The 21008-nt window shown below is 71.4% G+C and carries 19 protein-coding genes and 1 tRNA gene; 8 read left to right on the forward strand and 12 right to left on the reverse strand.

The window, feature by feature from the left end:
* The first annotated feature begins 112 nt into the window (after positions 1–112).
* Both ACL02O_RS07885 and ACL02O_RS07890 read left to right on the forward strand, forming a co-directional pair.
* On the forward strand, positions 113–688 hold the full coding sequence (locus ACL02O_RS07885; RefSeq protein WP_412817312.1) for an IS607 family transposase: 576 nt from the start codon (positions 113–115) through the stop codon (positions 686–688).
* Entirely contained in the window at positions 681–2294 is a 1614-nt protein-coding gene (locus ACL02O_RS07890) for a hypothetical protein (protein WP_412817313.1), read from the forward strand. Before ACL02O_RS07885 ends, ACL02O_RS07890 begins: the two co-directional genes overlap by 8 nt.
* Here ACL02O_RS07890 and ACL02O_RS07895 read toward each other — a convergent pair.
* From ACL02O_RS07895 to ACL02O_RS07910, 4 genes are read right to left on the reverse strand one after another with little or no spacing between them, the layout of a single operon-like run.
* On the reverse strand, positions 2291–3046 hold the full coding sequence (locus ACL02O_RS07895) for an energy-coupling factor ABC transporter ATP-binding protein (RefSeq protein WP_412817314.1): 756 nt from the start codon (positions 3044–3046) through the stop codon (positions 2291–2293). The two genes, ACL02O_RS07890 and ACL02O_RS07895, sit on opposite strands and share 4 nt — an antisense overlap.
* A complete protein-coding gene (gene cbiQ / locus ACL02O_RS07900) occupies positions 3043–3813 on the reverse strand; it encodes a cobalt ECF transporter T component CbiQ (RefSeq protein WP_412817315.1) in 771 nt (256 codons plus the stop codon). Before cbiQ ends, ACL02O_RS07895 begins: the two co-directional genes overlap by 4 nt.
* Before the next feature lie 15 nt (positions 3814–3828).
* Positions 3829–4275, reverse strand: coding sequence for a PDGLE domain-containing protein (locus ACL02O_RS07905; RefSeq protein ID WP_412817316.1), 447 nt, complete (start codon positions 4273–4275; stop codon positions 3829–3831).
* On the reverse strand, positions 4272–4994 hold the full coding sequence (locus ACL02O_RS07910; RefSeq protein ID WP_412817317.1) for an energy-coupling factor ABC transporter permease: 723 nt from the start codon (positions 4992–4994) through the stop codon (positions 4272–4274). Before ACL02O_RS07910 ends, ACL02O_RS07905 begins: the two co-directional genes overlap by 4 nt.
* Before the next feature lie 122 nt (positions 4995–5116).
* On the opposite strand from ACL02O_RS07910, the gene bcp reads away from it, so the two are divergent.
* From bcp to ACL02O_RS07925, 3 genes are all read left to right on the forward strand, one after another.
* Complete coding sequence (gene bcp / locus ACL02O_RS07915) at positions 5117–5587, forward strand: thioredoxin-dependent thiol peroxidase (protein WP_412817318.1); 471 nt, start codon at positions 5117–5119, stop codon at positions 5585–5587.
* A 104-nt stretch (positions 5588–5691) separates the two neighbouring features.
* Positions 5692–5774 (forward strand) — tRNA-Leu (locus ACL02O_RS07920).
* A 68-nt stretch (positions 5775–5842) separates the two neighbouring features.
* A complete protein-coding gene (locus ACL02O_RS07925) occupies positions 5843–6373 on the forward strand; it encodes a GNAT family N-acetyltransferase (RefSeq protein ID WP_412817319.1) in 531 nt (176 codons plus the stop codon).
* Positions 6374–6567: 194 nt separating this feature from the next.
* Here ACL02O_RS07925 and ACL02O_RS07930 read toward each other — a convergent pair whose 3' ends face one another.
* Together ACL02O_RS07930 and ACL02O_RS07935 are read right to left on the reverse strand one after the other, a co-directional pair.
* Positions 6568–6876 (reverse strand): hypothetical protein, encoded by a 309-nt coding sequence (locus ACL02O_RS07930; RefSeq protein WP_412817320.1) that lies wholly within the window; start codon positions 6874–6876, stop codon positions 6568–6570.
* A gap of 67 nt (positions 6877–6943) precedes the next feature.
* Entirely contained in the window at positions 6944–7777 is an 834-nt protein-coding gene (locus ACL02O_RS07935; protein WP_412817321.1) for a class I SAM-dependent methyltransferase, read from the reverse strand.
* Between the two features lie 128 nt (positions 7778–7905).
* On the opposite strand from ACL02O_RS07935, the gene ACL02O_RS07940 reads away from it, so the two are divergent.
* Positions 7906–8982 carry an LCP family protein gene (locus tag ACL02O_RS07940; RefSeq protein ID WP_412817322.1) on the forward strand — a complete coding sequence of 359 codons (1077 nt, stop codon included), beginning with the start codon at positions 7906–7908 and terminating at the stop codon, positions 8980–8982.
* Positions 8983–9339: 357 nt separating this feature from the next.
* The gene (locus tag ACL02O_RS07945) at positions 9340–10644 is read left to right on the forward strand and encodes a sugar transferase (RefSeq protein WP_412817335.1); all 1305 of its coding nucleotides are present in this window, start codon (positions 9340–9342) and stop codon (positions 10642–10644) included.
* A gap of 31 nt (positions 10645–10675) precedes the next feature.
* Here the strand turns inward: ACL02O_RS07945 and ACL02O_RS07950 are convergent, their stop codons facing one another.
* Positions 10676–12145, reverse strand: coding sequence for a glycosyltransferase (locus ACL02O_RS07950; RefSeq protein ID WP_412817323.1), 1470 nt, complete (start codon positions 12143–12145; stop codon positions 10676–10678).
* 142 nt (positions 12146–12287) lie between these two features.
* On the reverse strand, positions 12288–14252 hold the full coding sequence (locus tag ACL02O_RS07955) for an O-antigen ligase family protein (RefSeq protein ID WP_412817336.1): 1965 nt from the start codon (positions 14250–14252) through the stop codon (positions 12288–12290).
* 226 nt (positions 14253–14478) lie between these two features.
* Between ACL02O_RS07955 and ACL02O_RS07960 the strand changes: the two genes are divergently transcribed.
* Positions 14479–16188 carry a hypothetical protein gene (locus ACL02O_RS07960; RefSeq protein ID WP_412817324.1) on the forward strand — a complete coding sequence of 570 codons (1710 nt, stop codon included), beginning with the start codon at positions 14479–14481 and terminating at the stop codon, positions 16186–16188.
* 11 nt (positions 16189–16199) lie between these two features.
* Here ACL02O_RS07960 and ACL02O_RS07965 read toward each other — a convergent pair whose 3' ends face one another.
* From ACL02O_RS07965 to ACL02O_RS07980, 4 genes are read right to left on the reverse strand one after another with little or no spacing between them, the layout of a single operon-like run.
* Positions 16200–17696 (reverse strand): flippase, encoded by a 1497-nt coding sequence (locus tag ACL02O_RS07965; protein WP_412817325.1) that lies wholly within the window; start codon positions 17694–17696, stop codon positions 16200–16202.
* On the reverse strand, positions 17693–18766 hold the full coding sequence (locus ACL02O_RS07970) for a glycosyltransferase family 4 protein (protein WP_412817326.1): 1074 nt from the start codon (positions 18764–18766) through the stop codon (positions 17693–17695). The genes ACL02O_RS07965 and ACL02O_RS07970 overlap by 4 nt, the downstream gene beginning before the upstream one ends.
* A gap of 13 nt (positions 18767–18779) precedes the next feature.
* Positions 18780–19862: a glycosyltransferase gene (locus ACL02O_RS07975; RefSeq protein ID WP_412817327.1), complete on the reverse strand. Its 1083-nt coding sequence runs from the start codon at positions 19860–19862 to the stop codon at positions 18780–18782.
* Positions 19859–21004 (reverse strand): glycosyltransferase, encoded by a 1146-nt coding sequence (locus tag ACL02O_RS07980; protein WP_412817328.1) that lies wholly within the window; start codon positions 21002–21004, stop codon positions 19859–19861. The genes ACL02O_RS07975 and ACL02O_RS07980 overlap by 4 nt, the downstream gene beginning before the upstream one ends.
* Between the last annotated feature and the right edge of the window lie 4 nt (positions 21005–21008).

A 21008-nucleotide genomic window follows, 5' to 3' on the forward strand; every position in this document is an offset into this window, starting at 1 on the left:
GACGTGGACCGACCAGCGGCCCGGGTCAGGGGCGGGGAGAGGTGTCGGGGTGTTATCGGATGACTGTGCATAAGCGTGCAACAGATTATTTTAGTGGTGTTATGATCTTCGGGTGAATTTGACTGAGTGGGCGCGGGCGCAGGGGATTAGTCCTCACACGGCGTATCGCTGGTTTCGTAACAGGACGCTTCCCGTGCCCGCTCAGCGTGTTGGGCCGCGCACCATACTGGTGAACGTCGAAGCGAACACCGCTGTGGAAGGTGTCGGTGGGCTGGGCTTGTATGCCCGTGTGTCCTCACACGATAAGAAGTCTGACCTGGAGCGCCAGGTCGCCCGGCTGTCGGCCTGGGCTGTGAAGGCCGGCCACCGCGTCGTGCGTATTGAGGCGGAGATCGGCTCCGGGATGGACGGCAGCCGCAGTAAGGCCCGTCGCCTCCTCGCCGATCCGGACGTGACCACCGTGGTGGTGGAGCACAAGGACCGCCTTGGGTGGATGAATGTGGAGTTGGTTGAGGCCGCTTTGTCGGCGCATGGCCGCCGCTTGGTCGTCCTTGATGATGGCGAGGTTGCCGACGATCTGGTGCGGGACATGGTGGAGGTGCTGACCGCATTCTGCGCTCGCCGGTATGGCCGCCGCTCGGCTCGCAACCGGGCGCAAAAGGCGCTGGAAGCCGCCCAGCATGGCTGACCTGCGCCCGATCGGTGCGCCGTTCGTCGCGCTCGGCCCGTCCGGTGTCGCGATCCGCGACCGGCTCAAGGGCCTCACCGGTGAGGATGAGAAGGTTCTGCGGCTGGTCGGTGATCATCTCGGCGCGCTCGCCGGGAGGGATCTCAAGGCTCGTTGCGTGACCGGTCTGGACCACGACACCGACGCGTGGGCCGGGCGGAAACGTGCCCTGACCCGGGAGTCGTCCTCCCGTTGGGCCGGGTCGATCACGAAGGCCACGCACGATCAGTGGGCGCTGTCGCGTCGCGCTCAGCTTGCCCACATCCAGGGACTCGAAGCCGGCATCAAGACGATCGCGCACCGTCTGTCGCTGCCGCTCTGCGAGAAGGGCAGCGGGCGGGCTCCGGGCGGTTACCGCACCGCACAGGAGTGGTTCGCCAAATCCCGGCGCCTGCATGTGCTCCAGGACCGGCTTGAGCGTGAGCGCGACGACCGCGCCGCGGGCCGGGTCCGTGTCGTGCGGGGTGGGAAGCGGCTGCTGCGCAACCGTCACAACCTCGACGCCGCCCGGCTCAGCGAGGCCCAGTGGCGGCAGCGGTGGCAGGCGCAACGGCGGTTCCTGCAGGCCGACGGCGAGTCGGGGAAGCGGTACGGGAACGAGACGATCCGCGTCACCTGCGACGGCGCGGTGTCGGTCAAGCTCCCGGCCCCGCTGGCGCACCTGGCCAACGCGGAGCACGGCCGGTACGTGCTCGCCGCGAAGGTGTCGTTCCCGCACCGCGGCGATGCCTGGCGTGACCGCGTCACTGCCAACCGGGCAGTGGCGTACCGCATCCACGAAGACGTGGAAAGGTGCCGCTGGTACCTGACCGCCTCGTGGACGATCCCGCCGTCCCGGACCACACCGCTGGCCACTGCCAGGCTGAACGGGATCATCGGTGTGGATACGAACGCCGACCATCTCGCCGCCTGGCGCCTGGACAAGCACGGCAATCCAGTGGGTGTCCCGCGCCGCTTCTTCTACGACCTGTCCAGCAACGCCGACCATCGCGACGCGCAGGTGCGACACGCCCTGATCCGGCTTCTGCACTGGGCCAAGAGGCACGAGCTGAGCATCGCGATCGAAGACCTCGACTTCGCAGCACAGACGACGCGGGAGAAGCACGGCCACCGCAAGCAGTTCCGCAAGCTCATCTCCGGCATGCCAGTGGCCAAGCTACGGTCCCGACTCCTCGCCATGACGGCCGAGTTGGGCATCACCGTCGTCGCTGTCGATCCCGCCTACACCTCCCAATGGGGCGCCCAGCATTGGCAGCGCCCACTGACCAGCACCAACCGCAAGACCACCCGTCACGACGCCGCCAGCGTCGCGATTGGACGACGCGCCCTCGGGCACCCGATCCGGCGACGGACGGCACCGCCCCACGACGACCAGAGCGAACGTCGCGGGCATCGGACCGCCCAGACCGGACCTGGCACCCGCAGGCGTGAGGGAACCCGCCCCCACATTCCCGGACCACGGACACGATCCGATGGCGCCGGATGCGGAGCGAACGCGGGGGACCAGTGTGCCCAACACCGTTCGGGGCACGCGGCTGAGCCTGCACAACCCATCCTCAGCCTTTAGGGACGGTGGAAGCCGTAGGGGAGTTCCAGGCGGTGCCGCGCCAACAGTTCCTCGTCGGCCAGCAGGTCGAGGGTGGGGGCGTCGGCGACGATCCGGCCGGCGTCGAGGATCACCGAGCGGGGGCAGAGCTCCGCCGCGTACGGCAGGTCGTGGGTGACCATCAGCAGGGTCACCGGGAGGTCCCGGAGGATCTCCGCCAGCTCCCGCCGCGCCGCCGGGTCCAGGTTCGACGACGGCTCGTCGAGGACCAGGATCTCCGGGTGCATGGCGAGCACGGTGGCCACCGCCACCCGGCGGCGCTGGCCGAACGACAGGTGGTGCGGGGCCCGGTCCCGGTGCTCGCTCATCCCCACCGCGGCGAGGGCCTCATCGACCCGGGCGGCCAGCTCCGCCCCGCGCAGCCCCAGGTTCGCCGGGCCGAACGCGACATCCTCGGCGACCGTGGGCAGGAAGAGCTGGTCGTCGGGATCCTGGAAGACGATGCCCACCCGGCGACGGACCTCGGCGAGGGTTTCCCGGTCCCGGCTGACCGTCAGGCCACCCACGCTGACCGTCCCCCCGGTCGCGGTCAGGATGCCGTTGAGGTGCAGCACCAGGGTGGTCTTGCCGGCGCCGTTCGGCCCGAGCAGCGCCACCCGGTCGCCGCGCGGCACCGTCAGATCCACCTCGTGCAGGGCGACGTGACCGTCCGGGTACGCGTACCGGACGCCACGGACGTCCAGGGAGGGCGGTTGCTGCACGTACCCGATCATGTCAGCACGACCGAGACGGCGGCGATGGTGCCCGCGATCGCCGGCACCGTCGCGGCGACCGCCCACTGCCCGGCGGTGGCCGCGCCCACACCCTGCCGGACCGCCGGCATCCGCCCGGTGTAGCCGCGCGACACCATCGCCAGGTAGACCCGCTCGCCCCGCTCGAAGGCCCGCAGGAACAGCGCCCCCACCCCGGCCGCGAAACCGCGCAGCTGCCAGAGGAACCGCGGGTCGTCGCCCCGGGACACCCGGGCCACCCGCATCCGCCGGGCCTCGCCCACCAGCACGTCCAGGTAACGCAGCATGAAAGTGGCGATCTGGGTGAGGACCTGCGGGCAGTGCAGCCGGTCCAGGCCGACGATCAGGTCACGCGTCGTCGTGGTCGCCGCCAGCAGGAGCGACGCGAGTACGCCGAGCGTGCCCTTGGCCAGGATGTTCCACGCGCCGTGCAGCCCGTCCACGGAGAGGCTCAGCCCGGCCAGCTCGATTCGGTCCCCGGTGCCGAGGAACGGCAGCGCGAACGCGAACAGCACGAACGGCAGCTCGATCAACGCCCGGCCGAGCAGCCAGCGCGGGCCGACCCGGGCCAGCGCGGCCACGGCGGCGACCAGCCCGGCGTACCCGCCGAACGCCCAGTACGCCTCGCGCGGGGTGGCGACCACCGCGACGGTGAACAGCACCATCGCCGCGATCTTCACCTCGGGTGGAAGGCAATGCACCGGGGAGGTGGACTCCCGGTAGAGGACGTGCGCGTGCCCGGCACCCATCGGTCGCGTACCCCCTCAGCCGGCGCTGCCGGCACGCGCCACCGGCTGGTCGTCGGCGCCCGGGCCGGCCGGTTCGTCAGCCGCCGGGGCGGCCGTGTCGTCGTCCGCCGGACCGGACGACGCCGGGCCGCCGCGGCGGCGGGCCAGCCAGAAGAGGCCGCCGCCGAGGGCGAAGGTGAGCAGCACGCCGAGCACTCCGGAGAGCCCCGTGGAGAGGAACCCGTTGCCGACCCCCCGGACGCCGTAGCCCGCCAGCGGGCTGTCGGACAGCTCATGGTTCCGGGTCTGCTGGGCCGGGCAGCTGCCGCCGGTGATCTCCCCCCCGGCGTTCACCGTGCAGCCCTGCAACAGGGACGAGTCCAGCCCGTCCGGGTGCGGGGAGGCGTAGTTGCTGGCCACACCGGCGAGCAGCAGGGCGGCCAGCAGGCCGCCCAGGACGAACGGCCAGGAACGCCGGCTCATCGGGCACCTCCGGGGACCGGGACGGCGGGTGCCGGCGCGGCCGGCTTCCTCAGGGCGCGCAGCGCGTACACCAGGTCGGGGCGGACCTTCGCGACGGTGACCACGGTGGTCGCGGTGATCAGGCCCTCACCGATGCCGATCAGCACGTGGAAGCCGGCCATCGTGCCGGCCAGCCCGGCCAGGTTGCCGCCGAGGTCGGTGGTGCCGCCCAGCCAGTACTCCAGGACGAAGCCCTGGCTGGCGACCACCACGCTGACCAGCGCGGCGACGAAGGCGGTGACGGCGAGGCCGGCGTTGGTGCGCGGCAGCGCCCGCAGCAGCAACGCGATCAGCAGGTACGCGGCGGCGGTGCCGATGATCGCCATGTTGGTGATGTTCAGGCCGAGCATGGCGACCCCGCCGTCCCCGAAGACCAGAGCCTGCACGACCAGCACCACGGCGACGCAGAGCGTCCCGACCCAGGGGCCGACCAGCAGCGCGGCGAGCGCGCCGCCGAGCAGGTGGCCGCTGACCCCGGCGGTGAAGATCGGGAAGTTGAGCATCTGCACGGCGAAGATGAACGCGGCCACCAGGCCCGCCATCGGCGCCAGCCGGTCGTCCAGGTCGCGGCGCCCGCGCAGCACACAGAAGGTGAGCACGGCGAGCGCGAGCGCCGCGAAGATCGCGGCGACGGGACCGTCGATGATCCCGTTCGAGATGTGCATCGCCAGGGTTTCCACTCGCTGAGCCTATTTGCGGCCGACCGTTGTTGCCAATCCCTTGCAACAAGGCATGGTGATCATCACGAGGGCGGCGCGTCGCCACCCGACCGACCGGACCCGGCGGCGGTATCGTCACCGCCATGACCGACCGCCTCAAGACCGGCGACCCCGCCCCCGAGTTCACCCTCCCGACCGACAGCGGCGGGACACTCTCCCTGGCCGACCTGCGCGGCCGCAAGGTCATCCTGTACGCGTACCCGGCCGCCATGACACCCGGCTGCACCAAGCAGGCCTGCGACTTCCGCGACTCCCTCGCCTCGCTCCAGGCCGCCGGCTACGAGGTGGTGGGCATCTCGCCCGACAAGCCGGAGAAGCTGGCCAAGTTCCGCGACCGGGACGCCATCACCTTCCCGCTGGTCGCCGACACCGACAAGGCGGTGCTGAGCGCGTACGGCGCGTACGGCGAGAAGCAGCTGTACGGGAAGACCGTCACCGGCGTGATCCGCTCCACCTTCGTCATCGACGAGGACGGGAAGGTCGAGCGGGCGCTCTACAACGTCAAGGCCACCGGCCACGTCGCCAAGCTGCGCCGGGACCTCGGACTCGACTGAACCTGCCGCACACCGCCCGTGATCGGTCATCGAACGTCCTGCTGATCCTCAAGGAAGCTGGCCTCACCACCCCGGAGGCTCGACGCTCTAGACTCAGCAGGTCCGCGGGAGTGGCGTAATGGCAGGCGCGATAGGTTTAGGTCCTATTGTCCGAAAGGACGTGGGGGTTCGACTCCCCTCTCCCGCACCGACGGCGTTGTCGTGAGGATCACGAAGGCGGGTGCACGCCACGCCACTCCCCCGAAGATGACGGGCGTGGACCTGCGCTTCATTCTCGACCCCGAGCTGACCCCGGCCCTGCGCGAGCAGCTCGTCGATCTGTGGGTGGCCGTCACCAACGCCGGCGGCGCGGTCGGCTTCGTAGCTCCGGTGAGCGCGGCCGAGGTCCGGCCGGTCGCCGAGCGGACCTTCACCGACGTCACCGACGGCCCGGACCGGCTGCTGGTCGGCTACGCGGGGGACCGCCCGGTGGCGGTGCTCGTCCTCGCGGACAACCGCTTCCGCCTGAAGTCCCACTGGGGCACGCTGAAGCGGGTCATGGTCCACCCGAACACCCAGGGCCGGGGTTACGGCCGCGACCTGATGCGCGAAGCGGCGCGGCGCGCGCCGGATCTGGGCTGGTCGGCGCTGCACGTCACGGTCCGGGGCGGCCAGGGGTTGGAGGCGTTCTACCGCCGGCTCGGCTACCGCGAGGTCGGGCGGCTGCCGGCGGCGCTGCGGATCGGCCCGGGCGACGACCGGGACGAGGTCTTCTTGTGGCTGGACCTGGCCGACGCGGGGGCCTGATTGGCCGACGACCGGCCCCGGCACCGCTGGTCCCCGGGCCGGTCAGCCGCCACCGGCGCGTACCGCCTCGGCAGTGGCCGGCGCGACGGCGGCGTCCAAGACGGCGGGTCCGGGGGCGCTGCCGGCGGTCCTGCCGGTCGATGCTGCCGGAGCGGCGGCGGACCCGACAAGCGCGCTGAGCGAAAGCCAAGGGTTCAGGACTCGCGGGCCCGGAGCAGGCCGACGGCGACGGCGGTGAAGGAGGACACCTGCCCGGCCAGTTCCGGCCGCTCCCGGAGCATGTCCTCCAGCCGGACCCGCCACAGGCCGGTCTCGACCGGCACCCGGGCGTCACCGGCGCGGCGCAGCCGGTCGCGAGTCTCGGTGAGGGCGTCCCGGGCGGAGGCTCCGAGGATGCCGCCGAGCTCCTGCCGGATCCAGGCGAAGAGCTGCTCGTCGGGGATCGCTTCGACGATCACCCGGGCGGTGTCCCAGGCGACCCGGGGGTGATGGATCACTGTCATCGCGACTCCTTCAGTGACGTGCCGCTTCGGTCATCATCAATCCTGAGGTCGACCGGGCACAAGGCCGTCACCAGGCGACGCCGATCCCGTCCCCCGGGTACCAGTGGCGGACGGGGGTCTCGCGGTAGGCGAGGAACCGCCGTCCGGTCCGTTCGGCGTGCTCGGCGAGGACGTTGGTCTTGGTGACGTTGTCGGTGAGCAGCATCGCGCCGGGGGCGAGCCTGGCCTCGATCTCCTCGAACTCGCGCTGCTCGTGGACCCGGCTGTGGTCGCTGTCGTGCAGGAAGAGGTCGACGGGCCGGTCGAGCGCGTTGATCGAGGCGACCGAGTCGCCGATGACCAGGTCGACCACGTCGGCCCAGGGGGTGGCGCGGGCGAGGTAGCCCGCCTCGGGGTTGATGTCCAGGGAGGTGAGCCGGCCGGGGTGCCCCTCGGCGGCGTTGCGGAGCAGGGCGGCGGCCAAAACGCAGCTGCCGAGCCCCTTGTCGACGCCGGTCTCGACGACATGGGCGGGCTTGCGGGCGCGGACGATGGCGTACCAGCCGACCCGGCGGGCGTAGCGGACCTGCCGGTCGGCGAGGCCGCGCCGGGATGCTGCGGCGGTGGCGGCCTCGATGTGCCGGCGCAACTCGTCGTCGCCCTCCAGCTCGGCGAACCAGCCCCGGACCTGCCGGACCGGTACGTCGCAGGACACGCTGACGAACCAGGCGAGGTGCTGGCGGCTCAGTCCGGTCAGGTCGTACGTGTAGTTGTGATGTTCGCGGGAGGTGAACAGCCAGCGGGCGGAGGTGCGCAGCACCTTGGCGTCGTGCCGGGCGACGCTGGCGAGCCGCTTCGGGAAGGCGGCGACCGGTGCCAACGGGGTGCGGGCCACGGCCCGCCGGAGCTTCGTTGCGTCCACGTGCGTGGTTGTACCAGCTCAGGGTTACCAACGGCGAGAAAAGTCTCCGATGCACCGTCCGGGTGGCCGGGGCTGACCACCCGGACGAGGGTCCCCGCGTCGGAACAGGAATCAGTAGCATCGCGACCATGTCAGATCGCCCTCAGCTCGCCGGCCCCGACGCCCGCTTCCCGGCATCCGAAGTGGAGCCGGACGGGGTGGAGGAGAACGCCGAACCGGCTCCCCGACGCCGCCGCGGCCGCCGTATCGCACTGATCATGCTGCTCGTGGCGGTGCTGCTCGCCGGTGGTGGGCTTCTCGCGGGCGGGCTCTACTATCGGTCGGTCAACAACTCCATCGCGCGGGTTGACGCCTTCAACGACGTGCCCGAAGAGTCGCGTCCGCAGGTCGTGGCCAAGGGCGCCATGAACATCATGATCCTGGGCAGCGACTCCCGCGACCCGGAGAACACCGGTGGCTCGCGCAGCGACACGATCATCCTGGCCCACCTGCCCAAGGACCGGTCGAGCGCCCAGCTCATCTCGATCCCCCGGGACACCTGGGTGCCGGTGCCGCGGTCAAAGGAGGGCCGGGGCGGCCGGGACGCCAAGATCAACGCGGCGTACGCATGGGGCGGCGTGCCGCTGATGGTGCAGACCGTGGAGAAGTTCACCGGCGTCCGCATCGACCATGTGACGATGGTCGACTTCTCCGGCTTCAAGGAGATCGTCGACGCCCTGGGCGGCATCGAGATCGACGTCGAGCAGAGCTTCACCTCGACCCACTCACTGAACCCGGACGGCCGGCGGGAGTTCGTCAAGGGTCGGCAGACGATGGACGGGGCCGCAGCGCTGGACTACGCCCGCGAGCGGTACGCCTTCGCCAACGGCGACTTCACCCGGATCAAGCACCAGCAGCAGGTCATCAAGGCAATCCTCGACAAGGCGGCCTCCGGCGGCACGCTGAGCAGCCCCACCAAGCTGAACTCGTTCGTCAAGGCCACCGCGACCTCGGTGGCGGTGGACAAGTCGATGTCCCTCGTGGACCTCGCGATGGAGCTGCGCCACCTGCGCAGTGGCAACCTCGGCTTCTACACCTGCCCGGTGAAGGGAACCGGCAGGGTGGGCACCGAGAGCGTGGTGTTCGCGGACACGGCGAAGGCCAAGGGACTCTTCGACGCGGTCCGTCGCGACTCGGTCCAGGAAATCCTTTCCGCCGAAAAGTAGGACCCCATATTGTCGTGCTGGTTCTGGTGGCACGGCTGACCCGGTCGTATCCTTCGATCGCCCGGGGCCTGCGTGATACGGGCCCCGGGCTGCCACGGGGGAGGATCGACCATGTCAGGCCAATCGGCGACAAGGGACCCTGCTGCGGTGTCAGCACCGCTCGCGGGTCCGCCGCGACCGGGTACGACGTCGCCGAGGGAGGCGACCGGCGGGGACGAGATGCTCGGGGTGCTCCCCGTCCGGCTGCCCGGCGAGCCCACGACCGCCGCCTCGCTACGGCCCGGCCTCGACACCACCGCGGTGCTGCCGTACGCGAGTTCCCGGGCCTCTCAGCGGACCCGCTGGCTACGGGCCTGGATGATGGCCGTTCCGGTCGACCTCGCCGCACTGCTGACCCCGCTGCTGGTGACCCAGAACTACTGGCGTGGAACCCTGGCCAACGCCGCTCTCACAGTGGCCGTCTTCGCCACCGGTGGGCTCTACCGGGCCCGCCGTCATCTGAGCATCCTGGACGAATTGCCGAGCCTTGGCGGCCGGCTGCTGGCCAGTGGCGCGGTCGTGGCCATCATCGCGGCCTACCGGCATGACTCGGTGCCATACGTCAGCGGCTTCATGCACGGGCTCGCGCTCTCCGCGGCGCTGGTGATCATCGGCCGGGGCGTGACCCGTAAACTCACCATCTTCGCCAGGAAGCGTCGGTGGCTAGAGCACAACGCCATCGTCGTCGGCGGCGGCCCAATCGGCGCGGAGCTGGCCCGGCTGCTGCGCCGTTACCCGCAGTACGGGCTGCGGTTCGTCGGCTGCGTCGACACGGCGTCCCGGCCGGAGGCCGGCGGCCTGCCGCTGATCGGCACTCTCGACGATCTGGAGCATTTGCTCCGGCTGCTGGAGTGCGACGTCCTGGTCATCGCCGACCCGAACTGTCGAGAGTCGACGTTGATGGAGGTGCTGCTCCGGCCGGGCAGCTCGCGCTGCGACCTGTGGGCAGTGCCCCGCCTCTGGGGCTCCCGGTCCCAGGGTGGCTACCCGGATCACGTCGGCGCCATCCCGATCGTGCACATCGGCGACACCACGCTGACGGGGCCGCGGTGGGCCATCAAGCGCGCCTCCGACGTGGTCCTCGCCGGGTCGGCGCTGCTCCTGCTGAGCCCGCTGCTGCTGCTCTGCGTGACCGCGACGTTCCTCGACGGCGGCCGGGGCGTCTTCTTCCATCAGGAGCGGATCGGCCGGTACGGCAAGCCGTTCCAGGTCATCAAGTTCCGGTCGATGCGCCCGGCGGACGAGCACGAGTCGCAGACGAACTGGTCCATCGCGCACGACCGGCGGGTCGGGCCGATCGGGCGGTTCATGCGCCGTACGTCGCTGGACGAGCTGCCCCAGCTCTGGAACATCCTGCGCGGCGAAATGAGCGTGGTCGGGCCGCGGCCGGAGCGGCCGTACTTCGTGGAGAAGTTCTCCGCCGAGTACCCGAACTACGCGATGCGTCACCGGGTGCCGGTCGGACTGACCGGGCTCGCGCAGGTCAGCGGGCTGCGCGGTGACACGCCGATCTCCGACCGGGCCCGGTTCGACAACTACTACGTCGAGAACTGGTCGCTCTGGCTGGACATCAAGGTGGTCCTGCGCACGGTCGCGGAGGTCTTCCGCGGCGGGGGTGGCTGACCGGGCAACGTGGACGGAGCTAGTTGTCCCCCTAACCGACGTCGGTCCTCGGGGCGTGGGTCCGCACCGACTCACCGCACGCTACGGCACGTAACACCCGGGCGTGCCCGGCGAGGGACTCGGCCGGAGAGAATAGACGGATCGCCTCGTCGCGCAGACGCTGGCGGGCAGCCGCCCACGCCGCACGGTCACGGACCATCGACGACATGGCTGCGACCAGCTCTGGGCGGTTCCCCTGCGGCCGGTACCGAAGGCCGTTGATCACCTGCCAGTCGAGCTCGGCGTTCCCGGCCGGGTTCGCCACCAGATGACCCCGCCGGCCGCCGCTCAACTGCTCGCGAGCGCCACCGACGTCGGTGAGAACGACAGGTACGCCCGCCGCGAGGGCCTCCATCGACGCCAGCGACCAGCCCTCGAAGAAGGAGTCGAGGACAAAGGCATCCGCGGCCGCCAGCAGCGCCGACGGGTTGGCGCAGTGTCCACGCAGGTGGATCCGGTCGGCGCCGGGCAAGGACGCGGCGATCTGACGGGTCTGCTCGTAGTACAACAGGTCGTCGTCGGCACGGCCCGCCATCAACAGGTGCGCCTCCGGATGCTGCGCCGCCACGTCGCCGAAGGCGGTCACCAGGCCGAAAGTGTTCTTCTGCAGGCAGTACCGTGCCAGGGAGACGAACAGGAACTCGTCCGTCAGCCCCAGCGCCGCCCGGGCCCGGTCTCGGTCGATGAGCAGGACACGCGATCCGTCCACGCCGTTCGGCACGGTTACGACGCGGTCGCCGGGATAGGTCTGGATACGCGCGAGGTACTGCTGCCGGACGAGGTCGCTGACCGCGACCTGCGCGGAGACCCGCTGTGCCCGCTGGCGCTCCGGCACCCAGGAATCGGGATGGTAGAAGCGGTGCATGTCGTGCAGCGTCTCCACCCACGGCACCCCGAGTTCGGTGGCCACGTCGAGCATCCAGTCGCGGGCGTTGTGCGCGCTGATCACGTCGGGCCGCCACGAGCGCAGCCACGCCGCGGCGTTCTCCGGTGTCAGCTGCTGGGTCGCGACGCCTTCGGCCGCGAGGATCGAGCCGAGCCGCCCCCCCTCGCCCTCCTGTCCGGGCAGGCGCGTGTCCGCGTAGACGACCACGGTCTCGAAGCGGTGGGCGGGAAGCCGGCGGGCGAGGAACGCCGCGACCTCCTCCGCGCCGCCGACGTCGAGAACACCCACGGCGACTGCACAACGCACCGGCGGGAGCTCGGTGACCTCGGCGGTGGACGCGGGTTCCACCGGACCGGTGTCAACGGTGACCGGTTGGAGTGCCTCCAGGTCACCGCCGGCTCGCCCGGGAACCAGCGGGACGGACCAGTCCTCGCTCGGTCCCGACGTGTCGGTGCCGGGCCTGGCGAGTTGCCGGAGGGTGCGTCCGGCCAGCCGGCGGAGCGGCGCCGGGACGACGTGCGCCTGACGCTGGGCCCAGAGGGTGAACCGCAGCGCACGTGGCGTTGTGTCGGTCATTCAAGTCCCCTTCGCTAGGCCCCGGACGGGGATCCGCCCCGCGCGGGCGGATGTGTCCGCAGGCAGCACGGTCCCAGCCGGCCGCGTCGGGCCAGCGCTGATGCGCAAAGCCGTCGGGACCAGGGCGTCAGCAACACGACGGTCAGGGCCTCGCATCGGCCGGCGACAGGGGCCCGGTTTCGTTCCGCGACGCCGGTGACCCGCTCGACCGGGTGCGCCGATCGACCTGGTTCAAATCCAGGAAGTGCGCAACGATCCCCGCCGCGATGCCGACCACCAGCGGCCACCGGCTCGTCTCGGACAGGAACGGCGCGGTCATCACACACAGCGGTGTGATGAGGCAGAAGGCGGCGGCGGACCGGACAGTGCGGTCACCGGCGGGATCGCGGATCGCTCTCAACGCCAGCAGCGCGACGGCCGAGAGGAAGAGAACCACGAGCAGCGGGGCCAAGGGGCCATACCGCAGCCATTCCTGCAGCAGTTCGTTGTGCACGTACACACGCTCGGCGTTCTGGGCGGCCATCCCGGGAATTTGGGGCGCGAGGGGCCCCACCCCGGTCCAGGGGTTCGCCTGTACCTGCTCCCATCCGAGGCGGAGGTCGCTGAGGTGTCCACTCGTCGACTCCGCCTGGTGCATGGCGCTCTCCTGCGTCGGCACGGAACGGCTGGGATCGGCTGCCGCGCTCGCCGGCCCGCCCGGTCCGCTGCTCGCAGTCGGCTTGGTGCTCGCGCTCGGCTTTGCATTCGCGCTCGGCTTGCCGCTCGCAGTCGATGCACCGGTCGCAGTCGGCTTGGCGCTCGCGCTCGGCGCACCGCCAGCACTCGGCTTGGCGCTCGCGCTGGGCTCGGCGCTACCGATCGCGAAGCTGCCCACGCTGCGAAGGCCGAGATCCGCGGCGAAGCCTGGCGCGGCGAGCACCACGACTGCCACGACGACGGCCGCGAATGCCAACTGCAGGGTCACCGGTCGCCATCGCCGCCAGGTGAGCACGACGACGACGACGAGGGCAGCCAGGGCCGCCAGCCAGACGCTACGGCGAAAGCTGATCAGGACAAGCAGTGGTGCGGCGGCGACCACGCTCAGGTGCCGCCAGTCCCAACGCCACTCCTTGTCCCCGAGCACACCGATGAGCACCGCCGCAGCGATCGCGGGCAGCGCCGAGTCGTAGTACACAAAGTAGGAGCTGAGCCGATCATCAGCGGCTTCGCCGAGGGGAATGGCGACGGCCGCCGCGACCACCAGCGCGACCAGCGCCACGCCGACCGCCACGGTGAGCGGTCTCCATTCGCGGCGGAGTCGCCGCAGGCTCACGCCGACGACAAGGCCCAGAACCAGCATGACGAAGGGCCGGGCGTTCTGGTTGACGGCGGAAACGACCGACTGCCCGTGGAGCAGACCGACGCCGCTGCTCACCAGGACAAGAGCGACAGCGAGCCCGAGCAGGGTGCCGCTGGCCGAGCGGAGACGGGGACGCTCGCCCGGCCACCACTGCGCGGCGGCTGCGAGCGCCGCGGTCGCGGCGAGCGGCAGGACGACTGGGATCTTCCCCGTGCCGAAGTAGGCCTGGTACCCCAGGGTGGTCAACTCACCGAAGCGCCCGTTCGGCTTGATCTCCTGCGCGAGCACCGCCACGAGCACGATGCCGGTCACCGGAAGACGAAGCACCAGTAGCGGCACTGCGATCGCGAAGAGGATCCCGACGGGCGACGGCACAGTCCAGGCGAAATACGCGGCCGCCAACGCCGCGGCCACCCAGGTGGCCCACACGAGCGGCCGCGGCGCGGTGCTGGTGGGCGGCAGGGCGGCGCGAGGCAGCCAGGCAGGAACGCGGACCGGAGGCTGCCGCTGTTCCGCTTCAACGCCGGGACCCGGTCGGTCAAAGGATTGTCGAGGAGGACCGGCCTCCTTCGCGTCGGTGCCCGAACCAGTCACAGTTCCTCTGGAACCCATCGCTGCCTTTGCCCCGAGATGGGGTTCCGACCAGTCCTCGCTGACCGGAACCCCGCCGACAAGAACGCCGAACCGGTTGCCGTGACAGTCGGGGAATGACCACAGCGAAAGCAACCCTGTGACCAGGACGGCCGTGCAATGTGGTAGGTCGAACATCACGGCGCGACGGTAGTCGCGGCACACAGTATCAGGAAAGACCACCAGGGGCGCTAGCCCCGAGCCAGGGCCGATGGGGTGAACTGGGGATGTGGTCCGACGGACACGGGAGCGCAGATGATGTTGTCGCTTTCGGATGGATAGCACTGCTGGTGCCCACTTTGCGTCGTCGCAGTCGGTGGTCATCACCCGGTAGGGTCATCCGCGATCACCCCCGGAGCCGCAGATGATCGCCCGCCGTACTCTCCTCGCTGCCGCCAGCAGCATGGTCCTTGCCGGTGACGGCCCGCGCCTCGCGCGAACCCTGCTGTTACCGCCGCCGTCCGGTGGCGACGACACAGCCGCGCTCAACGCCGCCCTCCTCGCCGGTGCAGGCACCCTGGTCCGAGGGCCGCGCGGCGCCAGCTATCACGTCAGCGCCCCCCTGGTGGTGCACAGCGGCACCACCCTGACCATGTCGGGGTGCACGGTGACCCTGGCGGCCGGCAGCGCCTGCAACCTCCTCGTGAACAGGGCGGTCACCGGCGGCGGCCGGGATCGGGACATCACCGTCATTGGCGGCACCTGGGTCCGCGCGGAGGGGGTCGGCGGCGCCGGCCCCGATCTGCACACTCTGCGGTGGCGACGCGTGGACAACCTGGCACTCACCGGGCTGGCGGTGGAGACCACCGGTGACAAGTACGCCATCTCCCTCGGCGATGTCACCGACACCACCGTCACCCGGATCAGCCTCGCCGTGCAATCCGACGGGGTCCACCTCCAGGGGCCGGCCGCGCGGACCAGGATCTCCGGGATCCGGGGGTCAACGGGCGACGACACCGTCGCCATCACCCCTCGAGACTGGCAGGCCTACGACGACGTCTCCGGGCCGGTGACCGACACCGTCATCGAAGACATCAGCGCGGCCTCCCTGGCGGCGCTGGTCAAGGTGCTCGGGGGGTCACCGGAGACAACGGCGGCACGTACCACGGTCCGGGGGGTCACCGGCATCGCCGGCAACAACGTCGTCTGGATCGGCGACGACATCGCCGACTGGCGCACCGCCGGCGGCCGGGTCGACGACCTGCTGGTGGAGCAGATCAGGGCCGCCACGCTGCCCGGACGGGGCGGGGTGGTGCGGATCAGCGGCTCGTCCGTGGGGCGCATCCACCTCCGCGGGCTGGCGTTCGAGGGTCCCGGCGCGAACCTTCCCCTGGTGCAGGTCACCCCGTCGTCCGCTCCCGCCTCCGTCGACGCCCTCACCATCGAAGACGCCGACGTCGCGCGGCTCGGCACCGCGCCCCTGCTGTCGGTGGACGGCAGGGCGAGGATCCGCCGGCTGCGGATGGACCGGGTGACGGTGGGCGGCACGGTGCCCGGAGCCGTCGTGGCGCGCATCGCCGGCGTCGTGGACGAATTGACCGTCCGGACGGTCGACATGCGGGCGACCGGCGACAGCTACCTGCTCGAACTGCCGAAGTGGGCGGCGGACGCCGCAGTACGGCAGGCAAAGCTGTCCGGGGTGCGGGCCGTCGGCAGCCGCGGCGGTCTGATCACCGCGCCGGCAGCCACCCAGCGGCTGCCGCGGTTGACCGTCGACGATGTGCGGACGGTCGGGGTGGCGTGGCTGGCCGACCTCAACACCGAGACGGAGCTGCGGTTGTCGAACGTCAGCATCGACGGCACCACCGGCGGCTTCGCGAACGTGCACGGGTCGGGCGCGGTGGTGGTGCGCGGCGACGGGCTAACGTCCGCGACGGGCTCGCGTGGCGTGGCGATCGCCTCCGGCGGTTCGGTGGTCTCGTACGCGCCGGAACTTGCGGTCGACGTCAGCAAGCTCGCCCGGGTGGACGGCAGTCGGGCCACGAACACCAACGCCCGGCTGCCGTGCGGGACAGGGCCGGTGGTGTGTACCGGGTTGGTCTGGCAGCACCTGCGGACCGGCGCGACCTACTGACGTCGCCAGCTCTACAGGGCCTTGCGCGACAGCACCCGCTTGAGGTCCACCGGAGTGATCGCGCGCGAGGCCAGCGCCGCCGCACCGAACATGCCGGCGGCCAGCACCGCCTCGACCGGCCACGGCAACCGGAGCAGCCAGAGCACGAGGATCGTGGCGGCACCGAGGACCACGACGCCCGCGACCTGCCGTACCGGCAGTCGGGACGACATCGCCCGGGCGGCCAGCAGGCAGGTCGTGACGCCGATCACGAACTCCGTCGCGGCGGCGACCGCCGCTGCCCCGGTGGCTCCCCACCGGGCACAGGCCCAGAACTGTGCCGCGAGGTTGACCACCGCCACAGAGACGGTCAACACCGCAATCGGGCGTACGACGCCCAGCGCGGAGCAGATCGTCGTGCCGACGTAGCCGAGGGTGACGCCGACGAAGGCCACGGCGAGCAGGATCAAGGGCGTGACCGCCGGGCCGAAGTCGTCGCCGTAGAGGTAGTCGACGAGGGCGGGGGCGAGCGCGATCAGCATGACCGCCGTGCCCACGCCGATCACGGCTCCGGTACGCGTCGCCAGACTGAAGATCAGGCTCCGGCGGTGGGCGTCCATCGCCGCACTGGTCGCCACGATCGGGAGCAGCGGAGCCACGAGCATGGCCGGGCCGAGCTGAGCGACGTCGAGGAACTTGTAGGCGGCCGAGTAGTAGCCCACCTCGGCAGCGCCCTGCAGGTGGAACAGGATCACCGAGCCGAGGCGGTAGTAGGCCATGACCGCCAGCGAACTGATCGCGAGCGGCCAGCTCAACGCGAAGATCCGGCCGGCCTCCGTCCAGGACGGCCGGCCGAGTGGCACCAGCCGCCGGTTGATCATCACGCCGACGCAGGTCTGCACCGCGACGACCGCGACGAAGAACCAGGCGAGCAGCACGACGTCGCCGCCGGTACGCGCGATGGTCACGACCGCGACCAGCCAGAGGACGCCCTGGAGGAGGGCGAGAACGGACGACACCTCGGGACGGAAGCGGGCCGTCGCGCCGGCGGTGAGGATCGACGCCGCTGACAGCGGCGTCGCGACGGCGACGACACCGATGACCGAGCCGGATGCCCCGAACAACCCACCGGCGGCGGCGATGAGCAGGACGGCGGTCGCGGCCAGCGCCACCGACGTCCGGATTACCAGGCCGGTGGTCAGGATCCGGCCGGCGGCGGCCTTCTCCCGCGCGATGCGGGAACTCACGGTGATCGTGGTGCCCATGTCGGCGACCTGTGCCGCCGCCGTGCCGAGGGTGAGCGCGAGGGCGAAGATGCCGAACCCGTCGGGGTTCAGGTAGCGGGCGAGGACGGAATTGGTCGCCATGCCCACCACCATTCCCAGCAGCCGGAGGCCGAGGGAGACGGCGGTGGCCATGCTGAGCCTGCGGGCCGATCGCGAACCGCTCGCTGGTCCGGCCGGATCGAGGTCCACCGGCACCGCACCGGCTTCACCCGGCTTGTTCGTGGTCTGTGCAGGCGAGGTCACCGGAGGCACTCCCTGAGGATCCGTTCATATGCGTCGAGCCAGGTCTCGCGGCCATGGTGCTTGTCCACGTACGCGACGCCGCCACCGCGCAGCTCCAGGAGCGCCGACGTCTGCGCGGCCGTCAGCTCCCACGGCTCCCCGACCACCAGGCCACCGCAGTCGGCGATCAGCTCCGTCCCGGGGTCGCCCCGGAACCCGACGACAGGCAGCCCGACGGCGGCGGCCTCGAGTACGCAGGTCGGCGTACCGTCGGTCGCCGCCCCACAGTAGAGGTAGAAGTCGCTGGCCGCGAGGAGGTCGGGCACGTCCTCCCGATGACCGGTGAAGTGCACGTCGGGGTTGCCCGCGCTGAGCCGCTCCAGCCGCTCGCGGTCGGGCCCGTCACCGACGACGAGCAGCGCACTGCCGCTGGTCACCGCCGCCGCGATCGCCCGGTCGTGGCGCTTGGCACCGTGCAGCCGGGCGGCGAGCACCGCGACCCGGCGGTTGCGGAACCGGTTCGGCAGGAGCCGTCGGCGCAGCGCCACGCGGGTCTCGTCGGACGGGGCCGCGTAGCGCCGGGTGTCGATCGCGTTGGGCACCACGACGAGCTTCTCCCGGCCGACCACGGGCTCGAGGTCGCCAGCCACGGCCGCGCTGACGCACACCACCCGGGAGACGTGCTCGGCTGCGCGCGCGTAGCCCGCGAGGAGCAGCCGGCCGGCCGGGCCGCCCAGCCATCGCCCGTGCTCCGTCCAGACCACCGGCGCGCGGCGGGACAGGGGCGCGGTCAGGGCGATCTGTTCCCGCTTGAACTGCAGGTAGTAGACCGAGGAGTCGGCAATGGCCTGCGCCCGGTGCCGCTCCAGGGGCACCCGCAACAGCCCGGTGGCCATCGTCCTGCGCGACCACTTCGGCCCGAGCCCGATGTCCCGACGGGTGAGGCCGTGCTCGTCCCAGCCCGGGCAGCGGCCGTACAGGACGACGTCGTGGCAGCGGTCCCGCAGTCCCGTGGCGAGCGCGACGGTGTGCGCCTCGGCACCACCGGCGGTGTCCGAGACGGAGACCATCGTGACGGTCAACCTGGACAATGCGGTCCCCTCCTCAGTGGCCGCGCGGCCGGCCGTTGGTCCGGCCCTGCCGGGCGGTGGCGTACTCGTGCAGATAGCTGTTGGCGGCGTCCACCGTGTCGGCCGGCTTCGCACCGAGTGCATGGGCAGCCACGATGGCGTCCCGGACCGCCTCGACGCTGGTGTCCCTGGCCACGGCGGTTGCCAGCTCGCCCAGACCGCCACACGGGGCCACCGCGGTCGGCACACCGAGGCGGGCCGCCACCGCGAGGACGCCGGACTGACTGGCGACCTCGTACGGCGCCACAACGACATCGGCGGCCGCGACCAGTGCGGTGAACTCGCCGACGTCGAGGTAGCGGTAGGTGGTCGTCACCGCCGCCCCGGTCCGGGCGATCAGCTCGTCCACCTGCCGCCCCGGTCCGAGGTCCGCGCCGACCACCGCACCCCGCCAGTCCGGCAGCTGCGCAACGGCCCGGACGAACAGCTCCGGATTCTTGTCCGCCCGGAGCTGGCCCGGCAGCAGGGCGAGCTTGCCGCCGTCCGGATTCAGCTCGGCGCGCCAGCGCTCGACGAGGGCCGGTTCCACGGGCGGGGTCCACTGCACCAGCGGAACCCGGCCGACGTTGGTCACGCCCCGGGCAGCGAGGCTCCGACGGTCGGCGTCCGAGTAGACGAGGACCCGGTCGGCGTCCTGGAGCGCGCTGCGCAGCGCCCGGCCGCCCCCTGGGGCGTTCGACCGGACGAAGGTGTTGTGCGGGCTGGTCACGACGGTCGCGTTCCGGTGCCGGGCGACCGAGACGAGTTCCGGGGTGAGCGCGAACATGCCCTGGATGTGGACGACATCCTCCGGGCCGATCACCCGGTGCAAGTGCGGCAGGGTACGCAGGACGTAGCGCGCCGACGTCCGGGCCTGACGGACCATCCGGCTGGGTGAGGCCCGGTGCCAGGTGACGCATCGGCAAAGGGCCACCGGGGCGGGTGCCTCGTCGCAGTCGTCGGCGGTGTGCAGGACCACGTCCAAGCCGAGCTCCGTCAGACCGGCGGCGACCTCGACGGAGTGGTTGAAGACTCCGCCCCGGCCACCCGACTCGATGAGATGGATGCGCCGGATCATGACACCGCCTTCCGGTCGGCGAGGGTCGAGATGGCGGCGACGAGGTCGCGAACCGTGTGGGACCAGCCGAGCGTCTCGCAGCGCTGCCACCCCGCGCGCTCCCGCGCCTGCCGCGCGGACGGGTCCCGCAACCCGTCGATCACCTCGTCGGCGAAGGAGCGCGGCCCGTCAGCCACCTGGTACGCGTCGGAGTCGCGCACGGCGTCCGGCAATCCCCGCGCGGCGAACGCGCTCATCACGACGGTACGTCCACGCGACAGCGACTCGGTCAGCTTGAGCTGGGATCCACCGCCGGTGGTGGCGGGGGCGACGGTCAGCGCGGCCCCGGCGTAGGCGTCCGCCACGTCGTCAAGCGTGCCGAGTACGGTCACCCCGGGAACGGTGGCGAACTCCTGACTCAGCGCCTCGCTCCGCCGGCCCGCCACCACCAGCTGCGCGGCGGGCAGCTCGGCGCGCACGAGTGGCCAGGTGTCCCGGACGAACGTGCGCAGCGCCTGCACGTTCGGCTCGTAGTCGTACGAGGCCAGCGCGAGGACGTATCCATCAGGTGGCGACGGGGTGTAGGGCCAGACGTCCACCCCGTTCGGGGCCAGGACGACATCGCGGGTCCAGCCGCGCAGCACGTCCACGTCCGGCTGGGAGAGCGCGACGCAGATCGCGGCGTGCGCAGCCACTCTAGGCTCCCAGAAGGCCGCCTTGGTCGCCTCGGCCCGGCGGGCCACCCGTTGCAACCCGTGCGCCGACCGCACCAGGGTCTGCAGGCGCCGGCTCTCGATGTTGGCGAACTCGACCACCTGCGGGATCTGGCGGAACGACGGCGGCGCCCACGCCGCCAGGTAGGAGTGGGACCAGTACACCGCGTCGGGCGGGAACTCGTCGACGAGCACGCTGAGGGCGCCGGCGACCGGCAGCATGTAGTGGCCGCCCAGGTGTGGGCGACCCGAGGCCCGGGTACGCACGGCCGACGGCGGCGACCAGGACAGCGGCACGGTCGCGACCGGCCCGTCCAACCGCCGCTTGCCGTGATCGGGGTAGGCGACGAGCACCTCCAGATGACGGTTCAGCGCCTCCGCGACCCGGGCGGTCCGGATGCGCCCACCATGCTGCGCCGGCCAGGGTGGTTCGACACTGACGACGAGCACCCGC

Source organism: Micromonospora mangrovicola, from assembly GCF_047200535.1.
In the GTDB taxonomy this organism is placed as follows: Bacteria; Actinomycetota; Actinomycetes; order Mycobacteriales; family Micromonosporaceae; genus Micromonospora.

Bases quoted from the DNA above. Each gene is read 5' to 3' on its own strand.
- ACL02O_RS07975 (WP_412817327.1), bottom strand. From the start codon at position 19,862: ATGATCCGGCGCATCCATCTCATCGAGTCGGGTGGCCGGGGCGGAGTC.
- ACL02O_RS07950 (WP_412817323.1), bottom strand. From the start codon at position 12,145: ATGACCGACACAACGCCACGTGCGCTGCGGTTCACCCTCTGGGCCCAG.
- bcp (WP_412817318.1), top strand. From the start codon at position 5,117: ATGACCGACCGCCTCAAGACCGGCGACCCCGCCCCCGAGTTCACCCTC.
- ACL02O_RS07890 (WP_412817313.1), top strand. From the start codon at position 681: ATGGCTGACCTGCGCCCGATCGGTGCGCCGTTCGTCGCGCTCGGCCCG.
- cbiQ (WP_412817315.1), bottom strand. From the start codon at position 3,813: ATGGGTGCCGGGCACGCGCACGTCCTCTACCGGGAGTCCACCTCCCCG.
- ACL02O_RS07895 (WP_412817314.1), bottom strand. From the start codon at position 3,046: ATGATCGGGTACGTGCAGCAACCGCCCTCCCTGGACGTCCGTGGCGTC.
- ACL02O_RS07945 (WP_412817335.1), top strand. From the start codon at position 9,340: ATGATGGCCGTTCCGGTCGACCTCGCCGCACTGCTGACCCCGCTGCTG.
- ACL02O_RS07905 (WP_412817316.1), bottom strand. From the start codon at position 4,275: ATGAGCCGGCGTTCCTGGCCGTTCGTCCTGGGCGGCCTGCTGGCCGCC.
- ACL02O_RS07955 (WP_412817336.1), bottom strand. From the start codon at position 14,252: ATGTTCGACCTACCACATTGCACGGCCGTCCTGGTCACAGGGTTGCTT.
- ACL02O_RS07930 (WP_412817320.1), bottom strand. From the start codon at position 6,876: ATGACAGTGATCCATCACCCCCGGGTCGCCTGGGACACCGCCCGGGTG.
- ACL02O_RS07960 (WP_412817324.1), top strand. From the start codon at position 14,479: ATGATCGCCCGCCGTACTCTCCTCGCTGCCGCCAGCAGCATGGTCCTT.
- ACL02O_RS07940 (WP_412817322.1), top strand. From the start codon at position 7,906: ATGTCAGATCGCCCTCAGCTCGCCGGCCCCGACGCCCGCTTCCCGGCA.